This window comes from Burkholderia sp. Bp8986, assembly GCF_003854225.1.
GTDB lineage: Bacteria > Pseudomonadota > Gammaproteobacteria > Burkholderiales > Burkholderiaceae > Burkholderia.
In genome coordinates, this window is record NZ_QTQM01000020.1 from 84,618 (window position 1) to 103,202 (window position 18,585).

An 18,585-nucleotide genomic window follows, 5' to 3' on the forward strand; every position below is an offset into this window, starting at 1 on the left:
ACTCTTGCGAATCATGAAACCGATCGAACTCTCGTTTGAATTCTTCCCGCCGAAGACGGCGGAGGGCGTCGAGAAGCTGCGCGCGACGCGTGCGCAGCTGCTGCCGCTGAAGCCGAAATTCGTCTCCGTGACGTTCGGCGCCGGCGGCTCGACGCAGCAGGGCACGCTCGATACCGTGCTCGACATGCAGAAGGACGGCCTCGAGGCCGCGCCGCACCTGTCGTGCATCGGCTCGTCGCGCGACAACCTGCGCGCGATCCTCGACCAGTACCGCTCGCACGGCATCCGGCATATCGTCGCGCTGCGCGGCGACCTGCCGTCGGGGATGGGCGCGGTCGGCGAGCTGCGTTATGCGTCCGAGCTCGTCAGCTTCATCCGCGCCGAGCATGGCGACTGGTTCCACATCGAAGTCGCCGGCTATCCGGAATACCACCCGCAATCGCGCTCGCCGAAGGCCGACCTCGAGAACTTCGCGCGCAAGGTGAAAGCCGGCGCGAATTCCGCGATCACGCAATACTTCTTCAATGCCGACGCGTATTTCCGCTTCGTCGAGGATGCGCGCAAGCTGGGGGTGGACGTGCCGATCGTGCCGGGCATCATGCCGATCACGAACTTCTCGCAGCTGATGCGCTTCTCGGAAATGTGCGGCGCGGAAGTGCCGCGCTGGGTCGCGCGCCGGCTCGAGAGCTTCGGCGACGATCGCGACGCGATCCGTGCGTTCGGCGCGGACGTCGTCACGAGCCTGTGCCAGCGCCTGATCGACGCGGGCGTGCCGGGCCTGCACTTCTATACGCTGAACGCGGCGGCCGCGACGCGGACTATCTGCGAACGGCTCTCCATGTAAGCGTCATCACGCGGTTGCATGCGTCGAAAGCCCCGCCGGCAAAACCGGCTGGGCTTTTTTTTCGCTGCCGGTCGGCCGGTCCGCCCGCCGCGCCGGCGTCAACGCTGCGCCTGCATCAGCGGCGGGCGCCGGTCGAACCACGGCCGCGCCTGTTCGAGCTGGCGCGCGAGTTTCAGCAGCAACGCATCGTCGGCGTGGCGCGCGACGAACTGCACGCCGATCGGCAGCCCGCGCGCGTTCCACCAGAGCGGCACCGACATCGCCGGCTGCCCCGTCAGGTTGAACAGCTCGGTGCAGCCGGCCCACGCGAACGCCTTCTCCGACGCCTTCGCGAGCATCTCGCGCAGCAGCGGTTTCACCGGCAGCGCGCCGAGCAGCTTCATCTGCGCGGCTTCGAGCGGCGTCGGCTGCAGCTCGCCGATCTTGACCGGCGGCCCCGCGAGCGTCGCGCACAGGATCGCGTCGTAGCGCGACACGAGGCCCGCGACCTGCACGGTGAGCTGGCGCTGCCATTCGAGCACGTCCGGCAGGCGCGCGCGGGCGACGCGCCTGCCGACGACGGCCATCGCCCACGTCGCCGGCTCGAACTCCGCGCGCTTCGGCGTGCGTCCGGTCAGCGCGCGCGCCCCCAGCACCAGCTCCTCGGCGATCGTCGCCCACAGCGTGAGAAAGGTTTCGGCCGCGCGCGCGTAGTCGATGTTCAGCGTCGCCGGTTCGACGTGATGGCCGAGCGATTCGACCAGCGCGGCCGCGTCGTCGAGCGCCGCGCGTGTGTCGCCAGCGAGCGCCGGCGCGAGCATCGGGTCGACGACGAGGCCGATCCGAAGCGGGCCGGGCGGCGCGTCGAGCGCGCCCAGAAAGGTGCCGGGCGCGCCGGGCGGCAGCGTCTGGCCGGTCGTCACGTCGAGCAGCAGCGCACTGTCGCGCACGCTGCGCGACACCGCATGCTGGACGACCAGCTCGCCGTTCGAAGGCAGGTCGACCAGCACCGGATTGCGGCTCGGCTTCAGGCCGAACAGCCCGCAGCACGACGCGGGGATCCGGATCGAGCCGCCGCCGTCGGACGCATGCGCGAGCGGCACGATGCCGGCCGCGACGGCCGCGGCCGCGCCGCCGCTCGAGCCGCCGGGCGTGTGATCGATGTCCCACGGATTGCGGCACGCGCCGAACAGCTCGGGTTCGGTGTACGGCATCTGGCCGATTTCCGACGTGTTGGTCTTGCCGAACACGTTGAGCCCGGCCGCGCGGCTGCGCGCGATCAGCGGCGAATCGTCGGCGGGGGCGAAGTAGCGGTAGTGCCGGCTGCCCATCGACAGCGGCAGCCCGGCGACCGCCGCGCCCAGATCCTTGACGAGATACGGGACGCCCGCGAACGGCGCGTCGGTGCCGGTGTCGCCGGCCTGCTCGGCCCCCTTGCGCGCGGCGTCGTAGTCCTGCAGCACGATCGCGTTGATCGCGCCGTTCACCGCCTCGGCCTGGCCGATCGCGGCGTCGAGCAGTTCGCGCGGGCTCGCCTTGCGTTCGCGCACGAGCGTGGCGAGGCCGATCGCGTCATGCGCGAGATAGTCCGAGTGCATCGCGGTCACCCCCGTTGTGACTCGTGGCGATGAAAGGAGGATAACGCGGGCCCGGCGCGCCGGACCCGCCGCCGACGGCCTTTACAGGTGTTCGGCGAGGAACGTCAGCGTGCGGCCGTGCGCGAGCGCCGCGGCGCGCTGGTTGTACGACGCGCGGTCGGTGCAGTTGAAGCCGTGCTCGGCGCCCGGGTACAGGTGGAACGACGCGTTGTGGCGGCCCGCGAACGCGGCCTTCACCTGCTCGACGGCGGCGAGCGGGATCGCGTGGTCGTTCTCCGCGTAGTGGAACAGGATCGGCTGCGTGATCTTGCCGGCGAGGTCGAGCGCATTCTGGATGCCGCCGCCGTAGTAGGCGACCGCCGCATCGACCTTGCCGGCCGCGGCCGCGCGGTACGCGAGCTGGCCGCCGAAGCAGTAGCCGATCGCGGCGACCTTGCCGGCGACTTCGGGGCGCGCGCGCAACGCGTCGGCGGCCGCGCCGATGTCCGCGACCGCGAGGCCCACGTCGGTCTTCTTCATCAGCTCGATGCCCTTGTCGCGATCGGCGCCTTCGTAGGTCAGTTCGACGCGCGGCTGCGTGCGCCAGAACACGTCCGGCGCGAGCGCGACGAAGCCGTCGGCCGCGTACTGGTCGGCGACCGCGCGAATGTGCGCGTTCACGCCGAAGATTTCCTGGATGATGATGACGGCGGGGCCCTTGCCGCGCTTGGGCAGCGCGAGATAGCCGCCGAAGCTGTCGTTACCGGTCGGGATGTCGATCCATTGGGCTGTCACGTTTGAACTCCTGGCGAACGGGCGCGCGACATGCGCGCCGCGGATGGAAATGGAGGCGGCCCAGTGTGCCACCAATCCCCGGACGCTGCAGCGCGCGCAAGCGGCGCGCCGGCCGGGTATGCGCGGCTCGAACCCGCGTGCCGAACCCGCTTCTCGCGCAGCGATCGTTTCGATCTCGATTATTCATTTTTCGGCGGCGTGCGGCTTCGATAGAGTCGACGTGTCGGCCTTTACAAAGCGCTTTCGCGCATCGCCCCCGAAGGATTCGCCATGCCAGCCCGTGCATTTTCCACCCCGTTTTCCGAACGCTTCGGCCTGCGCCTGCCGCTCGTGCAGGCGCCGATGGTCGGCGCGACCACGGCCGCGATGGTCGCGGGCGCGTCCAACGCCGGCGCGCTCGGCAGTCTCGGCGCCGGCGCGTTCGAGCCGGACCGTCTCGCGACCGAAGTCACCGCGATTCGCGCGGCGACTTCGCGTCCGTTCGCCGTGAACCTGTTCGTGTTGCCCGACGCCGCGCCCGACGCGGCGACCGTCGCTCGCGCGCTCGCCGCGATCGATCCGTTGAACGCGACGCTCGGGCTGCCGCCGGGCAGCACGCCCGCGCGTTACGCGCCCGACTTCCGCGCGCAGCTCGACGCGCTCGTCGCGCTGCGCGTGCCGGTCGCGAGTTTCACGTTCGGCGTGCTCGACGCTGCGGACGTCGCGCGCCTGAAGGCCGCCGGCACTTACGTGATCGGCACCGCGACGCACGTCGCCGAAGGGCTCGCGTGGCGGGCGGCCGGCGCCGACGCGCTGTCCGCGCAGGGCGCCGAAGCCGGCGGCCATCGCGGTACCTTCATCGGCCCGGCCGACGATGCGCTGATCGGCACGCTCGCGCTGGTGCCGCAGCTCGTCGATGCGACCGGGCTGCCCGTGCTCGCCGCGGGCGGCATCATGGACGGCCGCGGGATCGCCGCCGCGCTCGCGCTCGGCGCGCAGGGCGCGCAGCTCGGCACCGCGTTCCTGACGTGTGCGGAAAGCGCGATCGCGGCGGACTGGAAGGCGCGGCTGCTCGCGAGCGCCGATACGTCGACGCAGGTCACGCGCGCGATCACCGGCCGCCATGCGCGTGGCTTGCGCAATGCGCTGATGATGCGGCTCGGCGAACGCGTGGCCGATGCCGCGCCGTATCCGGTGCAGAACGCGCTGACCCAGCCGCTGCGCCAGGCCGCCGCGCGCGCGAATGACGGCGACTACCTGTCGCTGTGGGCCGGGCAGGGCGCGCCGCTTGCCAGGCGGCGCGACGCCGCGCTGACGACGTCGCAGCTCGTCGACGCGCTCGACGCCGAATGGCGCGCGGTGCCTGCGTAAACGATTCGACGGCCGCCGGAGCGGCTCGCGTCGGCACACGAAACGCGCGCGTTGTCACGCGCGTTTCATTCAACGATCCCGCGCACAAAATACCGAATCGAAATGACACGGGAATGCTTTAAATCAACCTTTCGCCAGGCCGCGTGGAACTAGCGGAAACCCTTATCCGGCGGGGCTTGCGGCGACATTCGAGCAGTCATTCCAAAGCGCCCGTATCGGTAGTGTTACCACTACCCCAAAAAAGTCCCACAAATTAATTTGATCACCTACACTTGCGCGCAAGTACGGGCGGGCGGCTGCTAAAAGCGGTTGCTTCCCACGTGCTTGAGGCCAAGTGCATGAACGATGCAACCGGCGAATCGTCCAGTGAATGCAAACACAGGGATGGCAGCGGGGCACCGGGCGATGGCGTTTATTGGGACCGAAACTGGAGACTTACATGAATATCAAGATGCAAAAGCTGTTGCCTATCACCGCAGCGGCGATGCTGTGCGTTGCAGCGGCAAGCAACGCGGCCGCCGATCAAGTCGTCAAGATCGGCCACGTCGCGCCCTTGACGGGCGGTATTGCACACCTGGGCAAGGACAACGAAAACGGTGCACGTCTCGCAGTCGAGGAGATCAACGCCAAGGGTCTCACGATCGGCGGCCAGAAAATCACGCTGCAACTCGACGCGCAGGATGACGCGGCCGACCCGCGCCAGGCCACGCAGGTTGCGCAGAAGCTCGTCGACGACAAGGTCGTCGCGGTGGTCGGCCACCTGAACTCGGGCACGTCGATCCCGGCCTCGAAGATCTACAGCGATTCGGGCATCGTGCAGATCTCGCCGTCGGCGACCAACCCGGCGTACACGCAGCAAGGCTTCAAGACCACGTATCGCGTGGTGGCGACCGATGCGCAGCAAGGCCCGGCACTCGCGAACTACGCGCACTCGAAGGGCATCAAGAGCGTCGCGGTGGTCGACGATTCGACCGCCTACGGCCAGGGTCTCGCGAACGAGTTCGAGAAGAAGGCGAAGGCGCTCGGCCTGAAGGTGATGTCGCACGACGCGACCAACGACAAGGCGGTCGACTTCCGCGCGATTCTGACCAAGATCAAGGGCGAGAACCCGGACGCGATCATGTACGGCGGCATGGACGCCACCGGCGGCCCGTTCGCGAAACAGGCGAAGCAGCTCGGCCTGCGCGCGAAGATCCTCGCGGGCGACGGCGTGTGCACGGAGAAGCTGGCCGACCTGGCCGGCGACGCGACCGACAACGTCGTGTGCTCGGAAGCCGGTGCTTCGCTCGAGAAGATGGCGGGCGGCGCGGCGTTCAAGGCGAAGTACGAGAAGCGCTTCGGCCAGCCGATCCAGATCTACGCACCGTTCACGTACGACGCCGTGTACATCATCGTCGATGCGATGAAGCGCTCGAACTCGACGGATCCGGCGAAGATTCTCGCTGCGATGCCGGCGACGAACTACTCGGGCGTGATCGGCACGACGACCTTCGACTCGAAGGGCGACCTGCAGCACGGCGTGATCTCGCTGTACAACTACAAGAGCGGCAAGAAGACGCTGCTCGACGAAGTGAAGATGTAAGCTGAACAGCGGTCGACAGAAGGGGTGAAAGCGCGCCTGCGGCAACGCAGGCGCGCTTTCTTTTTGGCGCGCCCGCCGCGCGGTCAGATCTTCAGGTGTGCGAGGACCTTCGGCGCGACCGCGGCGACGAGCGCCGCGCACAGCGCGACGACCGCCAGCCCGATGGTCAGGTTCGCCGTCTGCGCGACCGCGCCGATCACGACCGGACCGAACAGCAGTCCGAAATACGCGAGCCCGGCCACGTGCGCGAGGCCTTCGGCCGCGTGGATGCCTTTCACGCGCGCGGCGGCGGCGAACAGCACGGGCATCATGTTCGCGAGGCCGAGGCCCATCAGCGTGAAGCCCGTCAGCACGGCGATCGGGTTCGGCAGCAGCAGTGCGCCGATCATCCCTGCGCACGCGAGCGACGCGCTCGCGAACACCAGCTGCGGCGCGCCGAAGCGCGCGCGCACCGCGTCGCCGGCGAAACGCGCGACCGCCATCCCGCCGGAGAACGCCGCATACGCGGCGCTCGCGAGCGCGGGGCTCGCCGCGACGACGTCGCGCATGTAGACGGTCGCCCAGTCGTACATCGCGCCTTCGGCGATCAGTGCGATCAGCGCGATGCCGCCGAGCATCCACAGCGCGGGCGAGCGCCAGCGATTGCCGCCGCCGTGCGCGTGTTCGTGATGCGGCACGTGCGGCAGCACGGCCGGGCTCGCGGCGAGCAGCACCGCGGCGCTGACGGCCGACGCGAGCGCGAGATGCACGGCCGGCGCCATGCCGGCCGACAGCAGCGCGCCGCCGGCCGCCGCCCCCGACATCCCGCCGATGCTGAACATCCCGTGCAGCGACGACATGATCGGCTTGCCGAGCGCGATCTCGACCGCGCTCGCCTCGGCATTCATCGCGACGTCGAGCGTCGCCATCGAGAAGCCGAACAGCGCGAGCACGACGAGCAGCATCCAGTAATCGGGGACCACGAGGATCAGCGCCGCGCAGGCGGACATCACGAGCCCGCCCGCGAGGCACGCGGTGCGCGAGCCGACGCGCGCGATCCAGCGCGCGATCGTTAGCATCGCGGCGATCGAGCCGCCCGCGACCGCGAACAGCGCGATCGACAGCAGCCCCGGGCTCAACGCGAACTTGTCGCGCACGGTCGGCACGTGCACGCCCCACGACGCGTACATCATGCCGGCGACGAAGAACAGCGCCATCGTGGCCGTGCGTGCGCGCTGGCGGACGGGCAACGCCAGCACGCGATGCGCGTCGGGCGGCGCGGAAAAGTCGGACGAGGATCGGGAGGAGGATTCGGACACGGAACGCTCTTGAATGGACGATGCGCGGGCGCGTCGCGCCCGTCGGATTCGTCCGATTCTATCGAACCGTTTACGGTCTTGCCGGCGCGCTGGCCGTGCCGCCGGTCGTGATCGGCGCGCACTTCGCCTTCACGCGGCGCGTCGGCCATTCGGCCGATGCCCGGCAAGCCGCCGCCGCGGGTAACATCGATGCGCAGGCGGCGTGCCCGACGCGTTCCGGCGCGGCCCGCCTTCGCCACCCTTGCCACCAGGCCTTCCGATCGCAGGAGTCACCGTGAACATCGATCCCGTCCTTGCCCTGCACCTGCTGCATCGCTGCGCGCTCGGCACGCTCGCGACCCACGCGCGCGACCCGCAGGGCTTTCCCTATCCGACGGTCGTGCCGTTCGCACCCGATGCGGATCATCGGCCCGTGATTCTCGTGAGCGGCCTCGCCGAGCACACACGCAACCTCGCCGCCGATCCGCGCGCGGGCTTTCTGGTCGTCGACGCGCCGGACGGCGACGTGCTGAACGCCGAGCGCGCGACGCTGCTCGGCCGCTTCGTGCCGCTCGGCGACGCGCCGCATGTCGCCGCGCGCTACCTGCGCTACGAACCCGACGCCGCGCGCTATCTCGCGCTCGGCGATTTCACGTTCTGGGCGCTCGAGATCGAGCGGCTGCGCTATATCGGCGGATTCGGCCGGATGGGCTGGGTGGACGGCACCGGCCTCGATGCGCTGCCGCCGCTCGGGTTCGACGACGAACGGGCGCTGTGGGACGCATACGACTCGAGCGCTGCGCGCCGCGCCGGGCTCGACCTGCTCGGCGTCGACCGTCACGGCGCCGACTGGCGCTGCGACGGCCGCCGGGTGCGCACGCCGTTCGACCCGGTGCCCGGCGATGCCGGCGCACTGCGCGAGCGGTTGATGGCCTGCGCGCGGGATGTGACGTGAGGCCGCGGATTCAGCTTTGTCTGTTTAGCGTCACGCGCCGTACGATTTTCGCAAACATGTCGCCGGATGAAAGCTTTGATTTTTCCGAATGCGGGTAATTGCGTATGTTGATAGACCTATTTCCGGATCGGTAATGTCCTAATCTCTATGCAAGCGCGTAAAAATTTGAGAAAAGGCCGTGGCCGGTCAAAATGACATGCGTGAATTACAATTGGTCTCGGGATTTTCGTGAATCCTGCTTCTATCAAATCTTTTTTGTGCTAATCTCTGCCTTCAAAATCCGAGGCACAAATATTTCATGAATGGTGAGCCGGCAGCAGATCGGCGCCATTGGTCATATCGAAAGGGAAACTATGTCTTCTTACAAGGACCTGCTGGCCCAGCGGGAGAAGCTGGAGAAGCAAATCGAAGAAGCGAAGTCGCGCGAATACGCCGAAGTGCTGAATGACGTGAAGCAGAAAATTGCCGACTACGGCTTTTCGCTCGCCGAACTCGGCCTCAGCCGCGCGAAGGCAGGCAAGGTCGGTCGTCCGCGCGCAGGCGTGGCAGCGAAGTACCGCGATCCGGAAACGGGCGCGACGTGGTCGGGCCGTGGCAAGCCGCCGCGCTGGATCGCCGGCAAGGACCGCGAACAGTTCTCGATTTAAACGACTGTTTAAATCATTGCCTCGAAAAGAGCCGCGTATCCGTGCAGGAGCGCGGCTTTTTTGTATCGTGGGATCGGAATGTATGCGTTCTGTCATGAAAATGTCAGAAACGGCGCGTGAATGAAAATGCGACCCGTTCGCATAAGCGGTTGATTTAAATGGAGAATTTGGGGTTATCGGAATGCCCCGCGAGGGTCGTTTGGTAGAATTACGTGTCCCAACCGATATCTCGTATTTCATGTCCACGTTTTCCGACGACGCACAAAGCGCAGATAAGCACGCGGTCGCGCGCAAGAGCACCCTCGTCAGTATCGTGCTGAATGTGGTGCTTGCGACGTTTCAGATCGTCGTCGGCGTGGTTGCGCATTCGCAGGCATTGATTGCCGATGGTATCCATTCGATTTCCGATTTGATCTCGGATTTTGTCGTACTGGTTGCGAATCGCCATAGCGGCGCATCGCCGGATGCCGATCACAATTACGGACACAGCCGCTACGAGACCGTCGCGTCGCTGTTTCTCGGCGCGATCCTGATCGCGGTCGGCATCGGCATGCTCTGGCGCGCCGGCAACCGTCTCGTGAATCTCGAAAACATCCCGGCCGTCCATTTTTCCGCGCTGATCGTCGCGCTCACGGTGCTCGTGTCGAAAGAGGCGCTGTTCCGCTACATGCTGCGCGAGGCGCGGCGCGTGCGTTCGGCGATGCTCGTCGCGAACGCATGGCATGCGCGCTCGGACGCCGCATCGTCGCTCGTCGTCGCGATCGGCATCGTCGGCAGTCTCGCCGGCGTGCGGCTGCTCGACCCGATCGCCGCCGCGATCGTCGGCTTCATGGTCGCGCGCATGGGCTGGACGTTCGGCTATGACGCGCTGCAGGACCTGTCGGATCGCGCACTCGACACTACCGACACGGCCGAGATCCGCGCGCTGCTCGCCGCGACGCCGGGCGTGCGCGACGTGCACGACCTGCGCACGCGCAAGATGGGCGATGCGGCGCTCGTCGACGCGCACATCCTCGTCGATCCGATGATCTCCGTCTCCGAAGGGCATTACATCGCGGAAACCGCACGAGCGCGCGTGCTGCGCGACCCGCGCGTGCTCGACGCGCTGATCCACGTCGACCCCGAGAACGATGTGGCGCGCCGTCCGGCGCTCGCGCTGCCGCCGCGCGCCGAGATCGCGGCGCGGCTCGAGGCCGCGCTCGCGCAGCGCGGGCTGCATCCGGCCGCGATCAACCTGCACTACCTGAGTACGGGGCTCGAGATCGACGTGACGCTCGACGCAGGCGCGGGCGATACCGACGCGGCGCTGGCCGGCCGGCTCGATGTCGACGCGCTGAAGCGCCAGTTCGGCGCGCGCCGGATCGGCTTCACGCGCGGGCTGCCGGCGCAGGCGTGAGCGGCGCCCGCGACCGCGGGCCGCGCGTTACAGCGGCAGTTGCGTGTCGAACTTGATTTCGCGCAGCACGACGCTCGTGCGCACCTGCGACACGGCCGGGATCTTGAAGATCCGTTCGTGCAGGAAGACGTCGTAGGCCTTGATGTCGGGGGCGACGATCTTGAGGATGTAATCGGCTTCGCCCGTCGTGCTGTAGCACTCGGTGACTTCCGGGCAGGTCGCGATCTCGCGCTCGAACTGTTCGACGCCGCCTTCGTTGTGGCGGGTCAGGTGCACGTGCGCGAGCGCACAGACGTGCAGGCCGAGCTTCTCGCGATCGAGCAGCGCGGTGTAGCGCTGGATCACGCCGGACTGTTCCATGTCCTTGATGCGGCGCCAGCACGGCGTACTCGACAGGCCGACCTGGTCGGAGATTTCCTGCACGGAACGGCGCGCGTCGAGCTGCAACAGGCGAAGGATTTTTTGCGAAAAGGAATCGAGCGTCACCTGCGCCTCCATGCGGCAGCTACAACACGCTGAATGTTAGAGGCCCGGGAAAGGAAAGGCAATCTGGCGGCGCGCCGTTGAGCGAGATTCGCTAATTTGCCCGCGGATCCGTTGGGTTTTGTCCCGCTCCCGCCTGTTCCGACCGGTCGGTGTCGGCCACCGCGAGGCCCGCGAGCGCGGCTTGCTGGCGGCGCAGGTCGGCGAGCATGTTGCAGAACAGCGCGCCTTGCTCGATCGCGTCGTCGAGCGCGACGTGCGTGTGCGGATGATCGTCGAACCAGTGCTTCGGAAAGCGCGGCTTGATCGCCTTGCGGTACGGCAGGCCCGTCATCGCGAACGCGAGCGTCTTGATGTCGAGCGCCGACCACGAGAACGGGCAGCGTCCGGCGAAGTGCATCATGTACCAGAACATGAACGTGAAATCGAAGCCGGCCGGCATCGCGACGAACACCGGCTTGCCGGGCAGCGCCTCGACCCATTCGACGTACGCGACGAGCGCGGCCGCCGGCGCCTGCAGGTCGCGCCGACACGCGGCCCACGCTTGCGGCTCCGTCTTCCACCACGCTTCCTGCACCGGATGGGCCTGCGCGCCGGGCAGCGTCTCGAGGTTCGCGGAGAACGTCGCGATCAGCTGCTTGTCCTCCGTATAGGCGGCCGACGCGAAGCTCAGCATCGAGTGCGGGCCGGGAATCGGCCCGTCGGCCTCGACGTCGGTGCTGACGTAGATTTCGGGGATGGCGGTCTGGTTCATCCGAACACCTTGTCGGACACGAACGGATTCGTGCGGCGCTCGTCGCCGAAGGTCGACACCGGGCCGTGGCCCGGCACGAACGTGACGTCGTCGCCCAGCGGCCACAGCTTCTCCTTGATCGAGCGCACGAGGTCCGCGTGGTTGCCGCGCGGGAAATCGGTGCGGCCGATCGAGCCGGCGAACAGCACGTCGCCGACGATCGCGACGCGATGCGCGCGGCTGAAGAACACGACGTGGCCGGGCGTGTGGCCGGGGCAGTGATAGACCTCGAGCGTCTCGTCGCCGAACTGCACGGTGTCGCCGTCGTTCAGCCAGTGGTCCGGCTCGAACGTTTCGGCGGCCGGGAAGCCGAAGCGCTGGCTCTGCATCGGTAGTTGCTCGATCCAGAAGCGCTCGTCTTCCTGCGGTCCCACGATCGGCACGCCGTAGTGCGTCGCGAGTGCCTTCGCGCCCGCGCAGTGATCGACGTGGCCGTGCGTGAGCAGCACCTTCTCGACCTGCACGTTCTGCCGCGCGATCTCCTGTTCGATCCGTTCGAGATCGCCGCCCGGATCGACGACGGCGGCGCGGCCGGTCTTTTCGCAGACGAGCAGCGAGCAGTTCTGCTGGAACGGCGTGACCGGAATGAGCGTGACTTTCATGGAGGCACCGCGGCGGCTAAAAGGAGCGATTGTACCGGTCGCGCGCGCGGCATGCCGGCCCTGCGGTGCGGTGTCGGACGCCGCTCGTGCGGGCAATCCCGGAGCATCCCGATTGTTACAGCCATAGCGAGAATCAATGGTCCGGACGGGGGCCTTTTCGAGACAGGCTTTTGGTTTATGTATAATGCGCCCCATTGCGCGTGAATTTCACGCAATTCGCTGGTGTTTCGACCCCGTTAAACGGGGTGTCGGATTCACCGTCAAGCATCGACCGCCGGGGAGTCCGGCGGTGTATCCAGCACCGAGCATTCGGTGCTCACGTCTTGTCCGGCCGGGTGCTGCGCGCCCGTCTGCGGCCCTGCTGCCGCGCCGCCGGATGAGGCCTGTGCCGCCGTTCCTGTGCGTTGGCTGTACGCGACGCGCGCGAACCTGAAAGCCATGTTCGATGGCGGCATGTGGGGTCTGGTCAGGCTGCCGGGGACAGGTTGCGCCAGACGTGAAAACTAATCAGGACGGTTGCGGCAGAGACGAAAGCCGCGCCCATGCTAGCCGCCTGCTCGCGTAGCCGAGCGGGGCGTGCACGCATTTGCCGTCCGGGCCGCGTATCTGCGTTGTTCAGCAGCGTTGTACTGGTGCGGCCCGAACCAGAAGGCGACACGTCGATGAATTTTCGATTTCCGACTCGATTCGGGACCATTGCTTTATTTTTTGCGCTGACGGGCTGTGCGGTGCCATCCAGCCAGACCACCGGCAGCGCCAACCAGAAGAACGCGGTCAACAAGACGGCCGCGGCCGCGAAAGCGGATGACGACAAGCAGCAACTGAATTTCGATTCCGCGCTGGCATCGATGCCGGCTGCCGACAGCAAGGACGCGAAGAAGTCGTCGCTGGCGGATGCCGAGCCGATCGACGGCAAGGATGTGTCCGAGTTCCGCCAGACGGGCCGGGCATCGTGGTATGGCCGGGATTTCCACGGCCGCCGCACCGCGAACGGCGAGCGCTTCAACATGAACGCGCTGACCGCCGCGCATCGTACGCTGCCGCTGTCGTCGTACATCAGGGTGACGAACGCGTCGACCGGCAAGTGGGTCGTCGTGAAGGTCAACGATCGCGGGCCGTACAAGCGCGGCCGCGTGCTCGACCTGTCGTATGCCGCTGCCCGGATGATCGGCCTCGTGCACGCCGGCACGGGCCGCGTGAAGATCGAAGGGCTGTCGCCGCAGGAAGCGCGCGAGGCACGCGACGAAATGTTGGCGTCGGTCTCGGCGAGGTAACGCGGCGGTTCGTCCGCCTACGCAAAAGGGCTGCCTTCGGGCAGCCCTTTTGCATTTCCGCGTGCCGGGCGGCGGAGGCCGTCCGTGCTCGCGCGTCAGCCTTCCTTCAGCACCAGCGCGCGCGCATACAGCGCGTTGCGCGACGCGCCCGTCAACGCGGCCGCGAGCTTCGCCGCGCTCTTCACCGGCACTTCTTCCAGCAGCAGCTTGAGCAGCGCGTCGTGCGCGGTGTCGTCGGCTTCGCCGCCGTCGGCCGGCGCGCCTTCCACGACCAGCACGAACTCGCCGCGCTGCCGGTTCGCATCGCCGTCGAGCCAGCTCTGTCCTTCGGCCAGGGTGCCCTGGAACAGCTGCTCGTGTAGCTTGGTGAGCTCGCGCGCAATCAGCAGCCGGCGCGCGGGGCCGAACACGTCGGCGAGGGCGGCGACGGTGTCCGCGATCCGGTGCGGCGCTTCGTAGAAGACCAGCGCGTACGGGTGCCGCACGAGCGCCTGCAGCGCGCTCGCACGCTGCTTCGCCTTCGGCGGCAGGAAGCCCGCGAACGTGAACGTGCCGGCCCAGTCGCCCGCCACGCTCAGCGCGGTCACGGCCGCGCTCGCGCCCGGCAGCGGAATCACCGCGAAGCCGGCCGCGCGCACGGCGTCGACGAGCCGCGCGCCCGGGTCCGAAATGCCGGGCGTGCCGGCGTCCGACACGTACGCGACGCGTTCGCCGGCGCGCAGCAGCTCGATCACGCGCAGCGCGGCTTCGCGTTCGTTGTGCTCGTGCACGGCGACGAGCGGCTTCGAGATCCCGTAGCGGGCCAGCAGCTGGCCCGTGTTGCGGGTGTCTTCGGCCGCGATGCGGTCGGCGAGGCCGAGCACGTGCAGCGCGCGCAGCGTGATGTCGGCGGTGTTGCCGATCGGCGTCGCGACCACGTAGAGCGCGGCGTCCGGGTAGTGCTGTGTTTGCGCGAGTTCGAGGAGGGCAGTCATGGCAGGCAATGCGCGCAATCGCGGCGCAAGCGGAACAAGGACGGCATTGTGCCACGCGGCGCCTGCCGCGCCGGGCGGCGAGCGCGGTTTGCCGCGCGGCGGCGGCAATTTTTCCGGCACGACGCGATCCAGGTCGGTTGGCGCGACGTTCGAGCAGCGCGCGCGGCAGTTCCTGGAGCGCCGCGGTCTCGCGTTCGTCGCGGCGAACGTGACGATGCGCGGCGGCGAACTCGACCTCGTGATGCGCACGCCCGACGGCACGCTCGTGTTCGTCGAGGTGCGCGCGCGGCGCAGCACGCGGCACGGCGGCGCGGCCGCGAGCATCGGCTGGCGCAAGCGGCGGCGTCTGGTCGCGGCCGCGCTTCATTTCTGGGTACGGCATGGCGCGGGTGCCGCGTGCCGTTTCGACGTCGTCGCGTTCGAGGCCGGCCGGCTCGAGTGGCTGCGCGATGCATTTCGTGCCGACGATGCGTAGCCGCGAGCTGTGACGAGATGTAAAGAGTTCTCGTCATACCCCCGGAGAGGGTGCCGGAGTGCGGTAAACTCGCCGCACCCATGACGTTGCGCGCGGTGTGCCCACGCGCCCAGTTCACCAGGAATCGATGTCAGTCGAACGTATTCAGCAACATTTCCGTGACAGCGCCGCGCTACACGCCGAAGCGGCCGACGCGCTGTCGCTGCCGATCGCAGCCGCGGTCGATGCGATGTTCGCCGCGCTGGCGAACGGCAACAAGATCGTCGCGTGCGGCGACGGCCCGTCGGCTGCCGCCGCGCACTACCTCGCCGTGTCGCTCGTCGGCGGCTTCGAGCGCGAGCGTCCGGGCCTGCCCGCGATCGCGCTGGCCACCGATGCGTCGCAGGGCGGCCTCATGGGGGCATCCGCCGTCGACCAGCTGTTCGCGCAGCAGGTGCGCGTGCTCGGGCAGACCGGCGACATCCTGCTGGTGCTCGACGCGAGCGGCGCGTCGCCGCGCGTGCTGGCCGCGATCGACGAGGCGCACGAGCGCGAGATGACCGTCGTCGCGCTGACGGGTGGCGACGGCCAAGCCGTCGCGGCCGCGCTGTCCGATACCGATATTCCGATCAGCGTGCCCGCCTCGCGCGCGGCGCGCGTCCATGAAGTCCATCTGCTGACCATCCACTGCCTGTGCGACGGCATCGACGCGATGCTGCTGGGTGAGGATTGAACGAAGGAGAGCCGTCGATGAACCAAAGCCGCGTCAAACAGACGCTCGTCAGAACCACGTTGCTCGCCGCGCTGACGGCGGGCCTCGCGATGTCGCTGCAGGGTTGCGTGCTCGGCGTGCTGGGTGCGGCGGCCGGCGGCGGCGCGCTGATCGCGACCGATCGCCGCACGCTCGGCGCGCAGACCGAGGATCGCGAGATCCAGGTCAAGTCGCTCACGCAGATCAACAACGGGCTGCCGGACCAGTCGCACGTGAACGTGACGGTGTTCAACCGCCGCGTGCTGCTGACGGGCGAAGTGCCGAACGACGCATCGAAGCAGCGCGCCGAGGAAATCGTGCGCGGCATCAACAACGTGAACGGCATCGTCAACGAGCTGTCGGTCGAGCCGGCATCGTCGCTGTCGTCGCGCGCGAACGACTCGTATCTCGAAGGACGCGTGAAGTCCGAGTTCATCGCGACGAAGGGGCTGTCGGCGAACTACTACAAGGTCGTCAGCGAGCGCGGCAACATCTATCTGATGGGCCTCGTGACGGTCGACGAAGGCAATCGCGGCGCGGATGCGGCGAGCCAGGTGCCGGGCGTCGAGAAGGTCGTGAAGGTGTTCCAGTACATCCAGCCGCAGGATGCGCAGGCATTGCAGGCCACGTCGCCGAGCGGGGCATCCGGCGCGCAGCCCGCCGCCGCGCCCGCGGATGCCGCGACGGTCGGTGCCGTGCCCGATGCGTCGGTCCAGTCCACGCCGCTGCAACCGCCGGCGCCGATCTCGAATTCGTCGAGCGTGCATCCGGGTAACCCGAAGGCCACGCCGCAATGAAGTCGACGCAGATGAAGTTGAAGCAATGGATGGTGCAGGGCGCCGCGGCGGCCGCGTTCGCGGCCGGCGCGCTCGGCACGGCGCATGCGGACGTCGGCGACGGCCTGAAGGTCGCGCGCGGCAATGCCTGCATGGGCTGCCACGCAGTGGACCGCAAGCTCGTCGGTCCGTCGTTCAAGGACATCGCCGCGCGCTACAAGTCCGATCCGCAGGCCGTCGCGAAGCTGTCGAAGAAGGTGAAGGACGGCGGCTCCGGCGTGTGGGGCGCGATTCCGATGCCGGCACACCCGCGCATGAGCGACGTGGATCTGCGCTCCGTGGTCGAATGGGTGCTGGCCGGCGCGCCGTCGAAGTGACGCGTCGGGGTGACGGAACCCCTATTGCCAAGCGCGGAAATGCATGTGTATGATGGTTGTCTGTTGGGGCGGTAGCTCAGCTGGGAGAGCGTCGCGTTCGCAATGCGAAGGTCGGGAGTTCGATCCTCCTCCGCTCCACCAATAGATTATCTAGACGAATCCGGATGTATCCGCAAACCCCGCAGCCAGTAAGGCTCGCGGGGTTTTTTCTTGCCTATAATATCCATTAGAGACCGTTTGAATCCGCCGGCGAGTGGGGGCAACGTTGGGGATAACTCGCCTGCCCCCGCAAGCACTTGCCCCCAGGAGGCGTGACATGCCCCTTACCGATGCAGAGATCCGGAAGGCGAAGCCCGGCGAGAAACCAATCCGCCTGTTCGACGGTGGCGGCCTGTATCTGGAAATCTCTACCGCGGGCGGCAAGTGGTGGCGCTTGAAGTACCGCTTCGGCGGAAAGGAAAAGCGCATCTCCTTGGGCGTTTACCCGGACATCGGATTGAAAGATGCGCGGGAGCGGCGGGATGCCGCCAAGAAGCTCTTGGCAAACGGCGTGGATCCCGGGGAAGCAAAGAAGGCGAAAAAGGCGGCGAACCTGGAGCGGGCTGCCAACTCGTTCGAAGTGATCGCCCGCGAGTGGTTCGCCAAATACGCACCCGCTTGGGCCGCCAGCCACGCCGACAAGATTATTCAGCGGCTGGAAAGGGACGTCTTCCCCTGGCTTGGTGGACGCCCCATTGCCGACATTGCCGCGCCCGAGTTGTTGACAGTGGTGCGCCGCATCGAGGAGCGCGGCGCACATGATACGGCCCACCGGGCACTGCAAAACTGCGGGCAAGTATTCCGTTATGCCGTGGCGACGGGCCGGGCGCAACGCGATCCTTCCGGCGACCTCCGAGGCGCGCTCCCGCCACTCAAGCACGAGCACTATGCCGCCATCACTGATCCCATTCAGGTTGGCGAGTTGCTACGTGCGATCGACGGGTTCCAGGGCACCTTCATCGTCAGGTGTGCCTTGATGTTGGCCCCGATGCTGTTTGTCCGGCCCGGTGAATTGCGCTTGGCGGAATGGTCGGGGTTTAACCTCGACAAAGCCGAGTGGCGCTACCTTGTGACGAAGACCAAGACGGAACACCTCGTCCCGCTTCCCACCCAGGCGGTAGCCATCCTGCGCGAGCTATGTGCCCTGACGGGGCGGCGGCAACACGTCTTTCCCGGGCGTGATCCCCACAAGCCGATGAGTGGGGCGGCGATTAACGCGGCGCTGCGACGTATGGGGTACGACACCAAAACTGAAATCACGGGCCACGGCTTTCGGGCAATGGCACGCACTATCTTGCACGAGGAACTGACCATCAAGCCGGAGGTGATTGAGCACCAGTTGGCACACCGCGTACCGGACAACCTTGGCACCGCCTACAACCGGACGAAGTTCCTCAACGAACGTCGGAAAATGATGCAGAAGTGGGCAGATTACCTGGACCAAATAAAGCAAGGGGCTCAAGTGATTTCTCTGCCCACGCAAGGTTAATTGCGCCGCGTGTGGCCCACTGTCGATCGAAGGGGCTCAGAATGGTCGCCGGTAGTTTTGTGTTTGCGGGGACACGTCTCGCCGCGGTAAGCGCACCGCCGTGCAATTGATTGCAATGCCGGTCGATTCCTAACGGAAGCAGCCATGGGGTTCCAAACCAACGCGGCTGAT

At 67.3% G+C, this 18,585-nt stretch carries 20 protein-coding genes and 1 tRNA gene; 14 read left to right on the plus strand and 7 right to left on the minus strand.

Annotated elements, in window-relative coordinates; all coding sequences use genetic code 11:
• Positions 1 to 13: 13 nt before the first annotated feature.
• Positions 14 to 844, plus strand: coding sequence for a methylenetetrahydrofolate reductase [NAD(P)H] (gene metF, locus DID99_RS19275; RefSeq protein ID WP_044846364.1), 831 nt, complete (start codon positions 14 to 16; stop codon positions 842 to 844).
• Positions 845 to 942: 98 nt separating this feature from the next.
• Here the strand turns inward: metF and DID99_RS19280 are convergent, their stop codons facing one another.
• Positions 943 to 2,421, minus strand: coding sequence for an amidase (locus DID99_RS19280; protein ID WP_124667315.1), 1,479 nt, complete (start codon positions 2,419 to 2,421; stop codon positions 943 to 945).
• 81 nt (positions 2,422 to 2,502) lie between these two features.
• Positions 2,503 to 3,195: a dienelactone hydrolase family protein gene (locus tag DID99_RS19285; protein ID WP_124520484.1), complete on the minus strand. Its 693-nt coding sequence runs from the start codon at positions 3,193 to 3,195 to the stop codon at positions 2,503 to 2,505.
• Between the two features lie 270 nt (positions 3,196 to 3,465).
• Between DID99_RS19285 and DID99_RS19290 the strand changes: the two genes are divergently transcribed.
• On the plus strand, positions 3,466 to 4,545 hold the full coding sequence (locus DID99_RS19290) for a nitronate monooxygenase family protein (protein ID WP_124571391.1): 1,080 nt from the start codon (positions 3,466 to 3,468) through the stop codon (positions 4,543 to 4,545).
• 439 nt (positions 4,546 to 4,984) lie between these two features.
• Positions 4,985 to 6,127 carry a branched-chain amino acid ABC transporter substrate-binding protein gene (locus DID99_RS19295; protein WP_044846361.1) on the plus strand — a complete coding sequence of 381 codons (1,143 nt, stop codon included), beginning with the start codon at positions 4,985 to 4,987 and terminating at the stop codon, positions 6,125 to 6,127.
• A gap of 83 nt (positions 6,128 to 6,210) precedes the next feature.
• Here DID99_RS19295 and DID99_RS19300 read toward each other — a convergent pair whose 3' ends face one another.
• The gene (locus tag DID99_RS19300; RefSeq protein ID WP_124667303.1) at positions 6,211 to 7,425 is read right to left on the minus strand and encodes an MFS transporter; all 1,215 of its coding nucleotides are present in this window, start codon (positions 7,423 to 7,425) and stop codon (positions 6,211 to 6,213) included.
• Between the two features lie 20 nt (positions 7,426 to 7,445).
• On the opposite strand from DID99_RS19300, the gene DID99_RS19305 reads away from it, so the two are divergent.
• From DID99_RS19305 to DID99_RS19320, 4 genes are all read left to right on the plus strand, one after another.
• Positions 7,446 to 7,703, plus strand: a complete 258-nt coding sequence (locus DID99_RS19305; protein ID WP_124520487.1) for a hypothetical protein — start codon at positions 7,446 to 7,448, stop codon at positions 7,701 to 7,703.
• The gene (locus DID99_RS19310; RefSeq protein WP_044846358.1) at positions 7,700 to 8,359 is read left to right on the plus strand and encodes a HugZ family protein; all 660 of its coding nucleotides are present in this window, start codon (positions 7,700 to 7,702) and stop codon (positions 8,357 to 8,359) included. Before DID99_RS19305 ends, DID99_RS19310 begins: the two co-directional genes overlap by 4 nt.
• A gap of 353 nt (positions 8,360 to 8,712) precedes the next feature.
• Positions 8,713 to 9,006: an H-NS family nucleoid-associated regulatory protein gene (locus DID99_RS19315; protein WP_096508184.1), complete on the plus strand. Its 294-nt coding sequence runs from the start codon at positions 8,713 to 8,715 to the stop codon at positions 9,004 to 9,006.
• A gap of 238 nt (positions 9,007 to 9,244) precedes the next feature.
• Entirely contained in the window at positions 9,245 to 10,402 is a 1,158-nt protein-coding gene (locus DID99_RS19320; protein ID WP_044846356.1) for a cation diffusion facilitator family transporter, read from the plus strand.
• A gap of 27 nt (positions 10,403 to 10,429) precedes the next feature.
• On the opposite strand, the gene DID99_RS19325 is transcribed toward DID99_RS19320, so the two are convergent.
• The 3 genes from DID99_RS19325 to DID99_RS19335 form a co-directional block, all read right to left on the minus strand.
• Complete coding sequence (locus tag DID99_RS19325) at positions 10,430 to 10,900, minus strand: Lrp/AsnC family transcriptional regulator (RefSeq protein WP_006477376.1); 471 nt, start codon at positions 10,898 to 10,900, stop codon at positions 10,430 to 10,432.
• Positions 10,901 to 10,979: 79 nt separating this feature from the next.
• Positions 10,980 to 11,639, minus strand: a complete 660-nt coding sequence (locus DID99_RS19330; protein WP_044846355.1) for an exonuclease — start codon at positions 11,637 to 11,639, stop codon at positions 10,980 to 10,982.
• Positions 11,636 to 12,280 (minus strand): MBL fold metallo-hydrolase, encoded by a 645-nt coding sequence (locus tag DID99_RS19335; RefSeq protein WP_044846354.1) that lies wholly within the window; start codon positions 12,278 to 12,280, stop codon positions 11,636 to 11,638. The genes DID99_RS19330 and DID99_RS19335 overlap by 4 nt, the downstream gene beginning before the upstream one ends.
• A gap of 662 nt (positions 12,281 to 12,942) precedes the next feature.
• Between DID99_RS19335 and DID99_RS19340 the strand changes: the two genes are divergently transcribed.
• Positions 12,943 to 13,554: a septal ring lytic transglycosylase RlpA family protein gene (locus DID99_RS19340; RefSeq protein WP_124486878.1), complete on the plus strand. Its 612-nt coding sequence runs from the start codon at positions 12,943 to 12,945 to the stop codon at positions 13,552 to 13,554.
• A gap of 95 nt (positions 13,555 to 13,649) precedes the next feature.
• Here the strand turns inward: DID99_RS19340 and rsmI are convergent, their stop codons facing one another.
• Positions 13,650 to 14,528: a 16S rRNA (cytidine(1402)-2'-O)-methyltransferase gene (gene rsmI, locus DID99_RS19345; RefSeq protein WP_124520490.1), complete on the minus strand. Its 879-nt coding sequence runs from the start codon at positions 14,526 to 14,528 to the stop codon at positions 13,650 to 13,652.
• A 46-nt stretch (positions 14,529 to 14,574) separates the two neighbouring features.
• Between rsmI and DID99_RS19350 the strand changes: the two genes are divergently transcribed.
• The 6 genes from DID99_RS19350 to DID99_RS19375 all read left to right on the plus strand — a co-directional run bounded on the left by DID99_RS19350 (position 14,575) and on the right by DID99_RS19375 (position 18,414).
• Entirely contained in the window at positions 14,575 to 15,003 is a 429-nt protein-coding gene (locus DID99_RS19350) for a YraN family protein (RefSeq protein ID WP_124486891.1), read from the plus strand.
• A gap of 127 nt (positions 15,004 to 15,130) precedes the next feature.
• The gene (locus tag DID99_RS19355; RefSeq protein WP_124520491.1) at positions 15,131 to 15,715 is read left to right on the plus strand and encodes an SIS domain-containing protein; all 585 of its coding nucleotides are present in this window, start codon (positions 15,131 to 15,133) and stop codon (positions 15,713 to 15,715) included.
• Positions 15,716 to 15,732: 17 nt separating this feature from the next.
• Positions 15,733 to 16,530 (plus strand): BON domain-containing protein, encoded by a 798-nt coding sequence (locus DID99_RS19360; protein WP_124571395.1) that lies wholly within the window; start codon positions 15,733 to 15,735, stop codon positions 16,528 to 16,530.
• Positions 16,527 to 16,886 carry a c-type cytochrome gene (locus tag DID99_RS19365; RefSeq protein WP_124667304.1) on the plus strand — a complete coding sequence of 120 codons (360 nt, stop codon included), beginning with the start codon at positions 16,527 to 16,529 and terminating at the stop codon, positions 16,884 to 16,886. The genes DID99_RS19360 and DID99_RS19365 overlap by 4 nt, the downstream gene beginning before the upstream one ends.
• A 65-nt stretch (positions 16,887 to 16,951) precedes the next feature.
• Positions 16,952 to 17,027: transfer RNA gene (locus tag DID99_RS19370), tRNA-Ala, on the plus strand.
• 175 nt (positions 17,028 to 17,202) lie between these two features.
• Positions 17,203 to 18,414 (plus strand): phage integrase central domain-containing protein, encoded by a 1,212-nt coding sequence (locus DID99_RS19375; RefSeq protein ID WP_124667305.1) that lies wholly within the window; start codon positions 17,203 to 17,205, stop codon positions 18,412 to 18,414.
• The last annotated feature ends 171 nt before the right edge of the window (positions 18,415 to 18,585 follow it).